Source organism: Umezawaea tangerina (assembly GCF_003002815.1).
GTDB lineage: Bacteria > Actinomycetota > Actinomycetes > Mycobacteriales > Pseudonocardiaceae > Umezawaea > Umezawaea tangerina.
In genome coordinates, this window is record NZ_PVTF01000003.1 from 561918 (window position 1) to 575632 (window position 13715).

13 protein-coding genes are annotated in these 13715 nt (G+C 73.2%); 7 read left to right on the forward strand and 6 right to left on the reverse strand.

Translation table 11 applies throughout. The features are described 5' to 3' along the window. Nucleotides 1–47 precede the first annotated feature (47 nt). From CLV43_RS13040 to CLV43_RS13050, 3 genes are all read left to right on the forward strand, one after another. Complete coding sequence (locus tag CLV43_RS13040; RefSeq protein WP_106187583.1) at nucleotides 48–1178, forward strand: glycosyltransferase family 4 protein; 1131 nt, start codon at nucleotides 48–50, stop codon at nucleotides 1176–1178. A 447-nt stretch (nucleotides 1179–1625) separates the two neighbouring features. Further along, on the forward strand, nucleotides 1626–2078 hold the full coding sequence (locus tag CLV43_RS13045; protein ID WP_106187349.1) for a DUF4396 domain-containing protein: 453 nt from the start codon (nucleotides 1626–1628) through the stop codon (nucleotides 2076–2078). Between the two features lie 21 nt (nucleotides 2079–2099). Continuing rightward, nucleotides 2100–2966: a glycosyltransferase family 2 protein gene (locus tag CLV43_RS13050; protein ID WP_106187350.1), complete on the forward strand. Its 867-nt coding sequence runs from the start codon at nucleotides 2100–2102 to the stop codon at nucleotides 2964–2966. Here the strand turns inward: CLV43_RS13050 and CLV43_RS13055 are convergent. Further along, nucleotides 2950–3420 carry a hypothetical protein gene (locus CLV43_RS13055; RefSeq protein WP_106187351.1) on the reverse strand — a complete coding sequence of 157 codons (471 nt, stop codon included), beginning with the start codon at nucleotides 3418–3420 and terminating at the stop codon, nucleotides 2950–2952. The two genes, CLV43_RS13050 and CLV43_RS13055, sit on opposite strands and share 17 nt — an antisense overlap. Nucleotides 3421–3575: 155 nt before the next feature. Here CLV43_RS13055 and manB point away from each other — a divergent pair, with 155 nt between their 5' ends. Together manB and CLV43_RS13065 are read left to right on the forward strand one after the other, a co-directional pair. Continuing rightward, complete coding sequence (gene manB, locus CLV43_RS13060; RefSeq protein WP_106187352.1) at nucleotides 3576–4655, forward strand: mannose-1-phosphate guanylyltransferase; 1080 nt, start codon at nucleotides 3576–3578, stop codon at nucleotides 4653–4655. Between the two features lie 8 nt (nucleotides 4656–4663). Beyond that, nucleotides 4664–5563 (forward strand): DNA-3-methyladenine glycosylase family protein, encoded by a 900-nt coding sequence (locus CLV43_RS13065; RefSeq protein WP_106187353.1) that lies wholly within the window; start codon nucleotides 4664–4666, stop codon nucleotides 5561–5563. 6 nt (nucleotides 5564–5569) lie between these two features. Here CLV43_RS13065 and CLV43_RS13070 read toward each other — a convergent pair whose 3' ends face one another. Genes CLV43_RS13070 through CLV43_RS13085 form a run of 4 tightly spaced genes read right to left on the reverse strand, consistent with a single transcriptional unit; the run spans nucleotide 5570 to nucleotide 9199 of the window. Further along, a complete protein-coding gene (locus CLV43_RS13070) occupies nucleotides 5570–6109 on the reverse strand; it encodes an NUDIX hydrolase (RefSeq protein ID WP_106187354.1) in 540 nt (179 codons plus the stop codon). Next, nucleotides 6106–7449: a coenzyme F420-0:L-glutamate ligase gene (locus tag CLV43_RS13075; protein WP_211304339.1), complete on the reverse strand. Its 1344-nt coding sequence runs from the start codon at nucleotides 7447–7449 to the stop codon at nucleotides 6106–6108. Before CLV43_RS13075 ends, CLV43_RS13070 begins: the two co-directional genes overlap by 4 nt. Then, nucleotides 7442–8410, reverse strand: coding sequence for a 2-phospho-L-lactate transferase (cofD, locus tag CLV43_RS13080; protein WP_106187355.1), 969 nt, complete (start codon nucleotides 8408–8410; stop codon nucleotides 7442–7444). Before cofD ends, CLV43_RS13075 begins: the two co-directional genes overlap by 8 nt. A 39-nt stretch (nucleotides 8411–8449) precedes the next feature. Then, entirely contained in the window at nucleotides 8450–9199 is a 750-nt protein-coding gene (locus tag CLV43_RS13085; RefSeq protein WP_170155822.1) for a site-2 protease family protein, read from the reverse strand. Nucleotides 9200–9480: 281 nt separating this feature from the next. On the opposite strand from CLV43_RS13085, the gene CLV43_RS13090 reads away from it, so the two are divergent. Both CLV43_RS13090 and CLV43_RS13095 read left to right on the forward strand, forming a co-directional pair. Beyond that, complete coding sequence (locus tag CLV43_RS13090; protein ID WP_106187357.1) at nucleotides 9481–9792, forward strand: WhiB family transcriptional regulator; 312 nt, start codon at nucleotides 9481–9483, stop codon at nucleotides 9790–9792. A gap of 78 nt (nucleotides 9793–9870) precedes the next feature. Then, nucleotides 9871–13215: a glycosyltransferase gene (locus CLV43_RS13095; RefSeq protein WP_342749766.1), complete on the forward strand. Its 3345-nt coding sequence runs from the start codon at nucleotides 9871–9873 to the stop codon at nucleotides 13213–13215. Here CLV43_RS13095 and CLV43_RS13100 read toward each other — a convergent pair. Next, entirely contained in the window at nucleotides 13199–13669 is a 471-nt protein-coding gene (locus CLV43_RS13100) for a metallopeptidase family protein (RefSeq protein WP_106187359.1), read from the reverse strand. The genes CLV43_RS13095 and CLV43_RS13100 overlap by 17 nt on opposite strands. Nucleotides 13670–13715: the final 46 nt, after the last annotated feature.

Below are 13715 nucleotides of genomic sequence, written 5' to 3' on the forward strand. Positions count from 1 at the left end.
TGGTCGACGGCACTACTCTCAGCCCCGTGCCCTTCGTCGAACCCAGCGTGCTGATCGACGCCACGGCGGTGCCCGCCGACCGCGGTGGCGTAGGCCGGTACGTCGACTCGTTGGTGGCCGCGCTGGACGCGGACGGGGCTCGGCTCAGCGTGGTCTGCCAACCCCGCGACGCCGACCTCTACACCGCGCTCGCGCCCTCGTCCCGCGTCGTCGTGGCCGCCGAGTCCGTCGCGACCCGCACCGCCCGCCTCACCTGGGAGCAGACCACCCTGCCCCGCATCGTGGCCCGGCTGGGTGTCGACGTGCTGCACTCACCGCACTACACGATGCCGGTCGCCAACCGCTCCGCCACCGTCGTCACGCTGCACGACGCCACCTTCTTCACCGACCCGATCCTGCACTCCTCGGTCAAGGCCCGCTTCTTCCGCGCCTGGACCAGGGCCTCGTTGCGCCGCGCCGCCCTCTGCGTCGTCCCCAGCGAGGCCACCGCCACCGAGCTCACCAGGGTCGCGGGCGCCGACCGCCGTTCCCTGCACATCGCCCAGCACGGCGTCGACAACGACCGCTTCCACCCACCCGCCCCCGAGGAGACCGCCGCCGTCCGCCGCTCCCTCGGCCTGGGCGACACCCCCTACGTCGCCTTCCTCGGCGCCCTCGAACCCCGCAAGAACGTCCCGGCCCTCATCCGCGGCTTCGCCCAGGCCTGCGTGGGCCGCCCCAACCCCCCAGCCCTGGTCCTCGCGGGCCAACCGGGCTGGGACGGCCAGGTCGAACGCGCCCTGGACGTCGTCCCGCACCGCATCCGCGTGATCCGAGCCGGATACCTCCCCTTCGAACAGCTCGCGGGCTTCCTCGGCGGCGCCGAACTCGTCGCCTACCCCAGCCTCGGCGAAGGCTTCGGCCTGCCGGTGCTGGAGGCCATGGCCTGCGGCGCCTCAGTCCTCACCACCCGCCGCCTGAGCCTCCCCGAGGTGGGCGGCGAAGCAGTCGCCTACTGCGGCGTAGGCGCAGGCGACATCGCCGCCGGCCTATCCGAACTCCTGGACGACCCCGCCCGCCGCGCCGCACTGTCAACGGACGCCCAACTCCGCGCCAAGGACTTCAGCTGGTCCACCAGCGCCGCAAAACACCAACTCGCCTACTCCCGCGCCAACCTCATGCACCGCCGCGGCAGGTAGAAGCAAACCCCCGCCACCCACCACCCACCCACCCCGACGCACACCCACCCCAGCCACCCCCTCGACGTTGGGCGCAGCCCGCCAGCGCGCATCCGGCGCGAAGCGCCTGGGGCCTTGTCCGCAGCGCAGCAAGGATGCAGTGTCCGACGCGCAGCAAGGATGCCTGAGTCAGGCGCAGCCTGATGCTGGCGAAGCCAGACTTCCCCTCTGCCCCCGATCCACAGCGCCCTCCTGCCCGATCTTGCTTGTCAAGACAGCTTCATCGTCTTGACAAGCAAGATCAGGCATTGAGACAATCGCGCGCCGGGGGCCGGGCTTCCCGCGGGTGGGCACCCCAGAACGCGCCCAAGGACCCGGGCTTCGCGCGGGCGAGCACAGCCGGTCACCTCCAGCCGACCCTCCCAACAACCCCCACCAAAACATACCCCCCAGGGGTATCCTCACCCCATGCAAACCCCGGACACCACCTGGCGAACAGCCACCTCCGCCACCCTCCACTGCCTAACCGGCTGCGCCATAGGCGAGATCCTCGGCATGGTCATAGGCACAGCCGCCACCCTCCCCACCTGGTCCACCATCACCCTCTCCGTCCTCCTGGCCTTCCTCTTCGGCTACGCCCTCACCCTCCAAGGCATCCTCAAAGCCGACATCCCCCTCAACCAAGCCATCAAGCTCGCCCTCGCGGCCGACACCCTCTCCATCCTCACCATGGAGCTCGTCGACAACACCGTCGTCCTCGCCATCCCCGGCGCCATGGACGCGGGCCTCGCCACCTTCCTCTTCTGGGGGACCCTGGCCCTCTCCCTGGCGGTCGCCTTCGTCGTCACGGTCCCGGTCAACCGCCTCCTCATCTCCCGCGGCAAGGGCCACGCGGTGGTCCACCACGTCCACCACCACTAGACCGGTGCACAATGTCCCCCCGTGACCGACTCCAAGCGCTACGGCGACGCCTTGGCGGCAGTGACCGTCACCTACTCACCGGGCGAGACCCTGGACCGCTTCCTCGACACCCTGGCGAAAGCCACCACCCTCCCCGTCCGGGTCGTCCTCGCCGACAACGGTTCCCAGGACGGCGAGCCCGAGCGCGCCGCGGCTGAGCGCGAGGACGTCACCTTCCTCCCGACCGGTGGCAACCTCGGTTACGGCGGCGGTGCCAACCGCGGTGTGGCCGCTCTGCCGGACGACGTCGGCTGGGTCGTCATCGCGAACCCGGACGTCGAGTGGGGCGAGGGTTCCCTCGACAAGCTGCTGGACGCCGCGAAGCGCTGGCCGCGCGGTGGTGCCTTCGGGCCCCTGATCCGCGAGACCACCGGCGAGGTCTACCCCTCGGCCAGGCTCCTGCCGTCACTGGGCCGGGGGCTCGGCCACGCGGTCTTCGGCAAGGTCTGGCCGCAGAACCCGTGGACCCGCGAGTACCGCCAGGAGAAGGCCGCGATCACCGAGCGCCCGGCGGGCTGGTTGTCCGGTTCGTGCCTCTTGCTCCGCCGTGAGGCCTTCGACTCGGTCGACGGTTTCGACGCGCGCTACTTCATGTACTTCGAGGACGTCGACCTCGGCGACCGGATCGGCCGGGCCGGGTGGTTGAACGTGTACGTACCGGAGGCCGAGGTGGTCCACATCGGCGGCCACTCGACCGCGGGCGCGTCCGCGCGGATGCTCGCCGCGCACCACAGCAGCGCCTACCGCTACCTGGCCGACCGCCACCGGGGCCCGCAGTGGGCGCCGGTGCTGTTCGCGGTCCGGCTCGGTCTCGGGCTGAGGCTGAAGCTGGTCACCCGTCGCCGTTGAGCCGCTGGGTCAGGCCCGGCTGCGGCGGCTTGTTGTCGCCGGACAGCCGTTGGGTGAGGCTCGGTCGCCCGCCGGGCACCTGCTGCACGGTGGGCACCGGGCCGGGGCTGACGCGCTGGCCCGGTTCGGGCTGGTAGTGCTGCTGCTTCGGCGCCTGTTGCTGCTGCTGGTACTGCTGCTGCGCGGCCTGCTGCGGCTGGTGCTGGGGCTGTTGCGGCGCCTGCTGCTGGGGTTGCTGCGGCGGCCGCCCACCCCCCGCCGCCATCTGCGCGGAGATGATCATCGTGGACTCCGGGTCGACCTGGCGGGGGTCGACCGCGTTCACCACGGTGCGCGGGATCTGCTGCGTCGCCGACGAGTCCATCGGCGAGGTCATGTTGTCGGGCGTGACGATCTGGGCGCCACGTGCTCGTGCACGGGCCAGCAGCGCGTCGGCCCGGTCGCGGGGGTCCATTCGGATCTCTCCTGCGTTGCCTAGGGCCGGCTGGGGGTGCCGGCGTTCCCGATTTCTGACACGCGCCCGCCAGGGACCACTGCCCGTCTATCGGATGCTGTCTGCCACAGTATTCGAATCGGTCGTTGCGTGTTAGTGGAGGAGGAAAAACGGGCATGTCGGAGCTGCACGGCGTGGAAGCTGTGGTTCTGGTCGGTGGCAAGGGAACCCGACTTCGTCCTCTCACCCTGTCCGCCCCGAAGCCGATGCTGCCGACCGCCGGGGTGCCTTTCCTCGAGCACCTGCTGTCGCGCATCCGCTCGGTCGGCATCACCCACGTGGTCCTGGGCACGTCGTACAAGGCGGAGGTCTTCCAGGACTACTTCGGCGACGGCGCCAAGCTGGGGCTGGAGCTGGAGTACGTGGTCGAGGACGTGCCGCTGGACACCGCGGGCGCGATCCGCAACGTGGCCCACAAGCTGCGGGAACGCGACGTGATGGTGTTCAACGGCGACATCCTCTCGGGCGTCGACCTGCACGGGATCGTCGAGACGCACCGCACGGCGGAGGCCGACGTCACCCTCCACCTGGTGAAGGTCGACGACCCCCGCCGGTTCGGCTGCGTGCCCACCGACGAGGAGGGCCGGGTCACGGCGTTCCTGGAGAAGACCGAGAACCCGCCGACCGACCAGATCAACGCGGGGTGCTACGTGTTCCGCCGCGAGGTCGTCCTGGAGATCCCCGAGGGCCGTCCGGTGTCCGTGGAGCGCGAGACGTTCCCCGGCCTGCTGGAGCGCGGCGCCCGGATCCAGGGCCACGTCGACGCCACCTACTGGCTCGACCTCGGCACGCCCGCCGCGTTCGTCCAGGGCTCGGCCGACCTGGTCCGCGGCATCGCCCCGTCGTCGGCGCTGCCGTCGGAGCCCGGTGAGGCCATCGTCCTCGGCGGTGCGGAGGTGCACGAGGACGCGGTCCTGTCCGGTGGCACGACCATCGGCGCGAACACGACGGTCGCCGCGGGTGCGGTGGTGGACGGCTCGGTGGTGTTCGACGGCGCCGTCATCGGCGAGGGCGCGGTCGTGGAACGAACGGTCCTGGGCGCCGGTGCCCTGGTCCAGGCCGGTGCGGTCCTGCGCGACGCGGTGATCGGCGACGGCGCCGTCATCGGGGCGCGCTGCGAGCTCGTCGGCGGCGCGCGGGTGTGGCCGGACGTCGTCCTCCCGGAGGCAGGCGTACGGTTCTCAGCCGACGTGTGAGGTAGCCGTTGGGAAGAACCTGGTCACCGCCGTTCCCGCTGGACGTGGGAGCGGTCCTGCGCCCGCTCCGCCGTGGAGCGGGCGATCCGACGTTCCAGCAGGACGCCACCGGTGCCGTCTGGCTGACCGCGAACACCCCGTCCGGTCCCGGCACGCTCCGCGTGCGCAGGCCGGACGGGGTCGTCGAGGGGACGGCCTGGGGCGACGGCGCCGACTGGCTGCTGGACGGCCTCCCGGCCCTGCTGGGGGCCGATGACGACGACTCCGCCTTCGTCTGCCACCACCCGCTCATCGCCGAGACCCGGCGGCGCTCGCCGGGCCTGCGGCTCGGGGCCACCGGCCGGGTGTGGGACGTGCTGCTGCCGTCGATCCTGGAGCAGAAGGTCACCGGCACCGAGGCCAGGCGCTCCTACCGCGAGCTCTGCCGCCGGTTCGGCACCGCGGCCCCCGGTCCGGTGCCCGCGGGGATGCGCGTCGTCCCGACCCCGCGCGCCGTGCTCGGGATCCCCGACTGGGAGTGGCACAAGGCCGGTGTCGACAGCGCCCGCCGCCGTGCCCTGATCGCCGCGGCCCAGGTCGCGCACCGCCTGGAACGGGCCGTGGAGCTGCGCGGGGAAGCGGGCCGGAAGCTGCTGCGGCTCATCCCCGGCATCGGCGTCTGGACCGCCGCCGAGATCGCCCAGCGCTCGTGGGGCGACCCCGACGCGGTCAGCTTCGGCGACTTCCACATCCCCTCCGTCGTCGGCTGGGCGCTGCTCGGCAAGCCGCTGGACGACGACGGCATGGCCGAGGTGCTGGCGCCCTACTCGCCGCAACGGCACCGCGCGGTCCGCTACGTCGAGGCGTCGGGCTTCCGCAAGCCGAGGTTCGGCCCGCGGTTCTCGCCCCGCGACTACCGCGCCATGTGAGACGGGCTACCGCAGCCTGGCCAGCGCCGCGTCGATCATCGGCAGCAGGTCGTCCACGTTCGCGGGCAGCGAGTCCAGCGGCCACCACTGCAGGTCCACCGACTCGGCGCTGCGGACCGGCTGCGCGCCCACCGGCGCCCGGACCAGGAACCGCACGTCGAAGTGCCGGGTCGGCACGCCGAGCGAGCAGGTGATCGGGTGCACGTCCAGGTGGATCGGCTGCGCCTCGACGCGCAGCCCCCGGATGCCCGACTCCTCCGTCGCCTCGCGCAGCGCGGCGCCCAGCAGCGTCTCGTCGGTCGGCTCGCAGTGCCCGCCCAGCTGCAGCCACCGGCCCACCCTGGGGTGCAGGGTGAGCAGGGTCCGCTCCGCGGTCGCGTCCAGCACCAGCGCGGACGCGGTGATGTGCCCCGGTTCGCACGACCTGGCACAGGCGTCGTCCCGAGCGCCCAGGAACCCGAGGTACGCCTGCTTCAGCGCCTCCTGCTCCCGGTCGACCGGCTGCCAGCCGCCCAGTACCGACACGGCGTCCGAGTGGAGCGTCACAGTGCGAGGAACCCTTCGTCGAGGTCGCGCGGGGGTCTGGGGGTGAGCGGGTCGACGGGGTGGCCGACGGCCACCGCGCCCAGCGGCTCCCAGTCGTCCGGCAGGTCGAGGACCCGCCGGACCACGTCGGCGCAGAAGATGGTGGAGGAGACCCAGCAGGAGGCGACGCCCTCGGCGGCCAGCGCCACCAGCAGCCCCTGTACCGCCGCTCCGCCCGCGACGGTGAACATCGTCACCTCCGCGGCGGCCCGGCGGGCGTCCGGGTAGTCGTGCGCCCCCTCGCGGACCAGGAACGGCAGCACGATCTCGGTCGCGCCGTGCAGCAGGTCGCCGCGCTTCACCCGGCGGGCGATCCGCTCGTCGTCCCAGCCGTCGGCCCGCAGGTCCGACTCCCACTGCTCGCGCATCGCGGTCAGCAGCGCCTCGCGCCGCGCGGTCACGTGCACGAACCGCACCGGCCTGGTGTGGTGCGGGGCGGGGGCCGTCAGCGCGGCCGCCACGGCCCGGCGCAGCACCGCGGGGTCGACCGGTTCGCCGGTGAACTCCCGCACGGACCGGCGGACCAGCACGGCCTCCGCGCGGCCCTGCGCGATGGCCTCCTCGGTGCCGAGCCGGAACAGGTCGTCCTCGACCGGCCGGGTCAGGTCGCGGGCCGTGGAGCCGTCGTCCACAACGGACAGTCCACGCAGGACGGCCACCGGGACGGCGCCGAGCTTGCCCTTGACGAGGTCCGCGGCCGACGCGATCTCGTCGGCGACGGCGACCTCGGTGACCACCAGCTCGTTGCCCTGGCGGTCGACCTGGCCGCGGTAGCGGTGCAGCACCGCGAGCCCGGACGAGCCGATGGCGGCGTCGGTCTGGCCGATCCGCCACGCCCGGCCCATGGTGTCGGTGACCACGACGGCGACCGAGACCCCCAGTCGTGCCAACAGGTCCGCGCGCAGCGCGGCCGCGGAGGCGTCCGGGTCGACCGGCAGCAGGGCGATCTCGTCGCCCGCCACGTTCGACGCGTCGACGCCCGACGCGGCCTGCACGACGCCGAGCTTGTTCTGGGTGATGAGGGTGCGGGACCGGCGCGCCAGCACGCGCACCGACTCGGTCTCGACCCACGCCCGGCGGACCGCGTCGCGCTCCTCCGGGTCGGCGGGCACGGTGACGAGCCTGCCCTCCACTTTGGACACGACCTTGCTGGTCACCACGACCACGTCACCGTCGCGCAGCCACCGGGCTGCCTCCGCCACCGCGGCGCCGAGGTCGTCGCCGGGGCGGAACTCGGGCAGGCCGGGGACGGGCAGCAGCTCGATGCCCGCGGGCGCGGAGTGGTCCAGCGGCTCAGCCAACGTCGACACCCGCCAGGTCCAGCGCCGCCCTGGCCATCTCGGCGGTCGCGTCCACGTCGGTCATCAGCAGCGGCACCGGGAGCACCGCCACGCCCTCGACGTCGGCGCGGTCGTCGCTGTGGACCAGCCAGCCGTCGAGCACGCCGTCGTCGGAGCACTTGCGCGAGCCGTAGTGCCGTCCGACCGCCTCGGCGCTGGTCTCGACGCCGATCGCGGTCAGGCAGGCGTCGGCCATCCCGCGCAGCGGCTTGCCGCCGATGATCGGGGACATGCCGACCACGCCCGCGTCGGTCTTGCGCAGCGCGTCGCGCACGCCCGGCACGCCGAGGATCGTGCCGACGCTGACGACCGGGTTGGACGGCGCGAACAGCACCGCGTCGGCGGTGGCGATGGCGTCCAGCACGCCGGGGCCCGCGGTGGCCTGGTCGACGCCCACGGAGGCGAACGACCTGGCAGGCAGCTCGGCGCGGTGCCGGACCCACCACTCCTGGAAGTGGATCGCCTTCTGCTCGCCGTCCTGCTCGACGACGACGTGCGTCTCGACGCGGTCGTCCGACATCGGCAGGAGGGTCACCCCCGGCTCCCAGCGGGCGCACAGCGCCTCGGTGACCGCCGAGAGGGGGTAACCCGCCCGGAGCATCCGCGAGCGCACCAGGTGCGTCGCCATGTCCCGGTCGCCGAGCCCGAACCAGGTGGGCTCGGCGCCGTAGGCGGCCAGCTCCTCCTTGACGGTCCAGGACTCGTCCAGCCGACCCCAGCCGCGCTCGGGGTCGATGCCCCCGCCGAGCGTGTACATGCAGGTGTCCAGGTCGGGGCAGATCCGCAACCCGTGCATCCACACGTCGTCACCGGTGTTCACCACCGCGACGACCTCGTTCCCCGGATCGGAGCCCAGCAGGGCCTTCAGCCCGACGAGGAACCGGGCACCGCCAACGCCACCCACCAAAACGACGACCTTCACGGGTCGCGATCCTCCCACGTGGTGAACCGCGCCGTTTCGTCAGCGCCAGAACATGAAGTTGGACTGGCCGAACGCGGCGAAGCTCATGTGCCCGCCGAGCAGTCCGAACACGACCTCGGCGATGTCGAAGAACACCACCGCGACCATCGGGAACGCGAACAGCGAGGCGAACAGCACCAGCGGCGCCCACGGCCGCACCTTGGCGCCGAACTGCTGCGCGGCGGGGGGCATGAAGGGCTCCCAGACACCCCACCCGTCCAGTCCGGGGATGGGGAGGATGTTCAGGACGAAAGCGATGATCTGGAGGTAGGCGAGGTAGGAGAGGGCGGACGCGAGTCCCACGGACGGGTTGAAAACGGCCACCGATCCGGCGAGAAGCGCGCCGAGCGCGAGGTTGCTCGCCGGACCCGCCAGCGACACCATCGACTCGACCCCCTTCGAGCGCAGGGAGTGGTGGTTGATCCACACCGCACCACCCGGAAGGGGGATGCCGCCGAAGGCGAGGAGCACCAGCGGTAGCACGATGCTCAGCACTGGATCGGTGTAGTTGCGGATGTCGAGGGTCAGGTAACCCTTGCTCCGCACCGAGTAGTCTCCGCCCCTGTAGGCGACGATCGCGTGCCCGAACTCGTGCAGGCACAAGGAAACCGCCCACCCGCCGAGGATGAACAGCACGGTGCCCGTGATGAGGAGGGCTTCGCCTTCGAACACGGTCAGCACCGCACCCACGACGGTGGCCGCCAACAAACCCAGGAACAGTGGACTGGGTCGCACAGCTGATCGCTTCACCCCATCAGTGTGGCGTGTCCCGCGCGGTGCGCGCGGCCCATCCCGCTGATCGCCCTTAGGCCGTTGGAGCTGCGGGCATCGCTACGAGCACGGGACCAATCACCGTCTGTGCTGCTAGTCAAGGGTTTTGGGTCCATTCGCGGGAATATCCCCCGTCCTGTGGACTCGGCTTGACCGCCTGCTGTGACGCAGGTGTAATCACATCGGTGTCATTCGTCGTTGTGGGGACGGCGCGTGGTGTCCGCCAACCGGGGAGAGCGGAAGGCGAGGAGGCGGACGGTATGCAGGGATTCGACGGGGATCGTGTCGTGGACCGGCTGGACAGCCCGGCGCAGGAGCTGGGTGTGCTGACCGAGTTGTACGACGCGACTGATGAGCAGGACTGGCAGGAGCGCGCCCTGTGTGCGCAGACCGACCCGGAGGCGTTCTTCCCTGAGAAGGGCGGATCCACCCGTGAGGCCAAGCGCATCTGCCTTGGCTGCGAGGTGCGTTCGGAATGCCTGGAGTACGCCTTGGCGCACGACGAGCGCTTCGGCATCTGGGGCGGCCTGTCCGAACGCGAGCGGAGGAAGCTCAAGAAGCGCGCCGTGTGAAAGCTCGCCGAACCGGCCTGTCGTGAGGAATGCTCCACTGACGGGTAAGGCGGCGAGCGGCACGGGAGTGGGCACTTGGTGAGCAGTACCACTCCGCGGCTCCGGACCGCGCCGGTGTTGGCCGTGCTGGTCTGCCACGACGGGGAGCAGTGGCTCGGCACCGCGCTTTCCGCGTTGCGCAGGCAAGAACCGAGGCCTCGTCACGTTATCGCGGTCGACACCGGTTCCACCGACCGCACGGCGAGGATCCTCGCCGAGGCTTCGGACGGCCAGGACCGCGTCGTCGACGGCGTGCTGAGACTGCCGAGGGGAACCGGGTTCGGCGCGGCCGTGCACGCGGCCGTCGAGCACGCGGTGGAGCGCTGGGGCGACCCCGGCAAGTGGCTGTGGCTGCTGCACGACGACTGCGCGCCCGAACCGGACTGCCTCGCCGCGCTGCTGACCGCGGCCGACCTGTCGCCGGGTGCGGCCGTGCTCGGCCCGCTGGCCCTGGACTGGGCCGACCCCCGGCTGGTCGTCGAGGCGGGGGTGTCCACGGACTCCTCCGGCCACCGGCAGACCGGCGTCGGCCCCGCCGAGCTGGACTGGAGCCGCTTCGGCTCCGGCGGCACCGCGCGGTTCGAGCAGAGCACCGAGGTGCTCGCCGTGTCCTCCGCCGGGTCGTTGGTCAAGCGCCAGGTGTGGCAGGCCCTCGGCGGCTACGACCGGCGGATGCCGCTGCTGCGCGACGACATCGACTTCGGCTGGCGCGCCAACCGCGCCGGGCACCTCGTGCTGTGCGTCCCGGTCGCCAGGATGCGGCACGCCCGCGCCGCGTCCGCGGGACTGCGCAGGCTCGACGCGGTCGCCGCGCGGCCGGGTCCGCTGCTGCGCGGCGTCGACCGCGCCCACGGCCTGCGCACGTTCCTGACCAACACCTCGACCCCGTCGTTCCTGCTCGGCCTGCCGAGGCTGGCCGTGCTCCAGGTGCTGCGCGCGCTCGGCTTCTTCCTGCTCCGCCGGTGGTCCGACGGCCACGGCGAGCTCGGCGCGCTGCGCTACCTGGTCGGCGGCCGCGCCGGACTGCTCGCCGCCCGCGCCGCCCGCCGCGGCGGCAAGGGCTCGGTGCGCGGGTTGTTCACCAGCCGCACGACCAGGTTCCGCAACGCCGTGCGGGCCGGTGCCTCGTACCTGATCCGCCGCCGCGTCGAGGCGGACGTCACGCTCGGCAGGCTGCCGGAGGACGAGGGCAGGCCGAGCGGCTGGCGGCCGCCACCGTCCGAAAAGGACGGCAGGCGCAAGGCCGTCGGACCGGACGCGCTGCCCGCCGGGGTGCTCGGCCGCGGCCACCCGGCCCGTGCCACCGGGGGCCTGCGCAGGCCCGCGACCGCCGTGCCGGTGATCACCGAGGCGGTGCTGCCGCCCACCGCGCGGCCGAGCCCGAGACCACGTCCGTCGCCGGTGCCGAGGGACGCCCGGCCCGAGCCCGAGCTGGTGTTCGTCGAGGTCGACCGGGCCCGCGTGCTGCGGTCGCTGCTGGTCGCCCCTCCGCTGCTGCTGGTGCTCGGCCTCACCCTGTTCGCGCTGGTCGCGAACTCGGGCAGGCTCGGGTTCGACCTGTCCGGCGGCAGGCTCCTGCCCGTCGGGGACCTCGGCGCCACGTGGTCGGAGTACCTCGCCGCGTGGCACCCGGTCTCCGGTGGCACGACCTCGCCCGCCTCCGCGTCCCTCGCCGTCCTGGGCACCCTCGGCGTCCTCTTCGGCGGCCCGGCGACCCTCGTGGCGCTGGTGCTGCTGTTCGACGCCCCGATCGCCGCGCTGGCCGCCTACGTCGCCACCCGCCGGATGCGCGTCCGCCGCCCGGTCCGCGCGGTGGTCGCCGCCGCCTACGCGCTGCTGCCCGCCGCCACCTCCGCGGTCAGCCAGGGCAGGCTCGACGTGGTCGTCGTCCACGTCCTGGCCCCGCTGGTGTTCACCGGCGTCCTCGGCGTGCTGCGCGGCGCGGGCGGGCGGGCGTGGCTGCCGATCGTGTCCGGCACCGCCTTCGCCGCCGCCGCGATCGGCGCGTTCTCGCCACTCGTGCACCTCGCGGTGGTCGTCGGCGCCCTCGTCGGCTTCGTGGTCCTGCCGGGCAACCCCGGCGAGGGCCGCCGCCGGGTGGCGGGCCTGTTCGCCGTCGTCCTGCTGCCCATGGCGCTGCTGCTGCCGTGGCCCGCCGTGGTGCTCCAGAACCCCGTGGTCGTCCTGCACGGCGTGGGCGCGGTGGTGGACACCCCGGCGGTCGGTCCGCTGGACCTGGTGGCCCTGCGGCCCGGAGGCCCCGGCGCGCTCCCGTTCGTCGGCGCGCTCGTGGTGCTGGCCGCGCTCGGCGGTCTCGCCCTGCGCCCCAACCGCGCGATGCTCCCCGGCCTCGGTGTGGTCGTGCTGGGCGTGCTCACCGGTGCCGCCCTGCTGGCCGTCCCGATGTCCCCGCTGTCCGGCGGTCCGGCCCGCTACGGCTTCACCGGCGCGCCCCTCGTCCTGCTCGGCTGGGGCCTGCTCTGGGTCGTCCTGGCCGCCTGCCGCCGCGACGGCCCGCCCGCAAGCGCTCGCGTCCGGCACCTGGTGTCCCTGGTCGGCGTCCTCGCCGTCCTCGGCCTGGCGGTCTCGGGCCTGCTCGGTCTCCGCCAGGGTCCGCTGCGGGCCGGCACCGACGAGCTCCCGTCGACCGTCGCCCAGGAGCTGCCGCGCACCGGCCGCGCCGTGCTGGTCCTCGGCGCGAACGGCGAACCGACCCGCCAGGTGGCCGGTCGGACGCCGTCGTTCGGCGACGACGACCTCGTCCCGACCTCCTCCAGCCCCGCCCGGCTGAACCGCTGGACCCGCGACCTCACCTCCGGCACCCGCGACACCGCCCGGCTGGCACTGGCGCAGGCCGCGACCGCGGGCGTCGCGTTCGTCGTACCGCCGGACGGCCCGACCGCCGACAAGCTGCGCTCGGCCGTCGGCGACCTGGTCGCCGACGCCCCCTCGACGTCCGACGGCCGCCCGGTCCTGCGCGTGCAGCTCGCGGCGGGCAACGCCGTCCTGCTGTCGCCGGAGCTGGCCCGCCGCGCCCGCTCCGGCGGCGACCCGCCCACCGAGCTCGGTGTCCCCGGCATCGCGCCGGTCGAGGCGGGTCCACCGGTCGCGGGCGTCCGCGTCTCCGAGGGACCGGAGGGCCGGGTGCTCGTCCTGGCCGCCGAGGACGAGCCGAGCTGGCGCGCGACCGTCGACGGCAGGCCCGCGCCCGTCTCACGGGTCTGGGGCCACCAGGTGGGGGTCACGGTGCCGACGACGGCGAGCGACGTCCGGGTCGAGGCGGGCGGCTCGGTCCGCGAGCTGCTCCTGCTGCTCCAGGGCGCCGCGGCCCTGTTCGCGCTGCTGACCGCGATCCCCTCGCGGGGGACTACTCCCCGTCGATGACGTCGGGGTCGAGGCCGAGGTAGTTGGCGACCTGCTCGACCAGCACGTCGTGCACCAGGTCGGACAGGTCGGCGCCGTCCTTGGCGCGCGCCTCCAGCGGCCGCCGGTACAACACGATCCGCGCACGGGTCGGCACCCCGGACTTGTCCGACACCGCGGGCATCAACCGGGCCAGGGGCACGTTGCCGTCCTCGACGACCCCGCCGTCCTCGGACTCGGCCACCTGCACGTCCGGCACGTCGTCCACCGCGACGTCCAGCTGGGTCAGCTCGGTCCGCCACCGCGCCTCGATCGGCTCCAGCGCCTCCAGCACGAGCGCGTCGAAGCGCTCGGCCCGGCTCCGGGCCGCGGGGAGGGTCGCCGGGTACAGCGGTCCGCGCAGGCCTCTTCCGTGCCTGTCGCGATTGCGTCGCCGCGGAGAACCCTGTCGCCGCGAACCCCGAGCCGTCACCACACCCCTGAGCCTAGTTGTCCAGCGCGGAACCCCTCCAGACGCACCC

What these genes read in the sequence shown, in the direction of transcription:
- CLV43_RS13045 (WP_106187349.1), top strand. Translation starts at nt 1,626, where the DNA reads ATGCAAACCCCGGACACCACCTGGCGAACAGCCACCTCCGCCACCCTC.
- CLV43_RS13055 (WP_106187351.1), bottom strand. Translation starts at nt 3,420, where the DNA reads ATGGACCCCCGCGACCGGGCCGACGCGCTGCTGGCCCGTGCACGAGCA.
- manB (WP_106187352.1), top strand. Translation starts at nt 3,576, where the DNA reads ATGTCGGAGCTGCACGGCGTGGAAGCTGTGGTTCTGGTCGGTGGCAAG.
- CLV43_RS13090 (WP_106187357.1), top strand. Translation starts at nt 9,481, where the DNA reads ATGCAGGGATTCGACGGGGATCGTGTCGTGGACCGGCTGGACAGCCCG.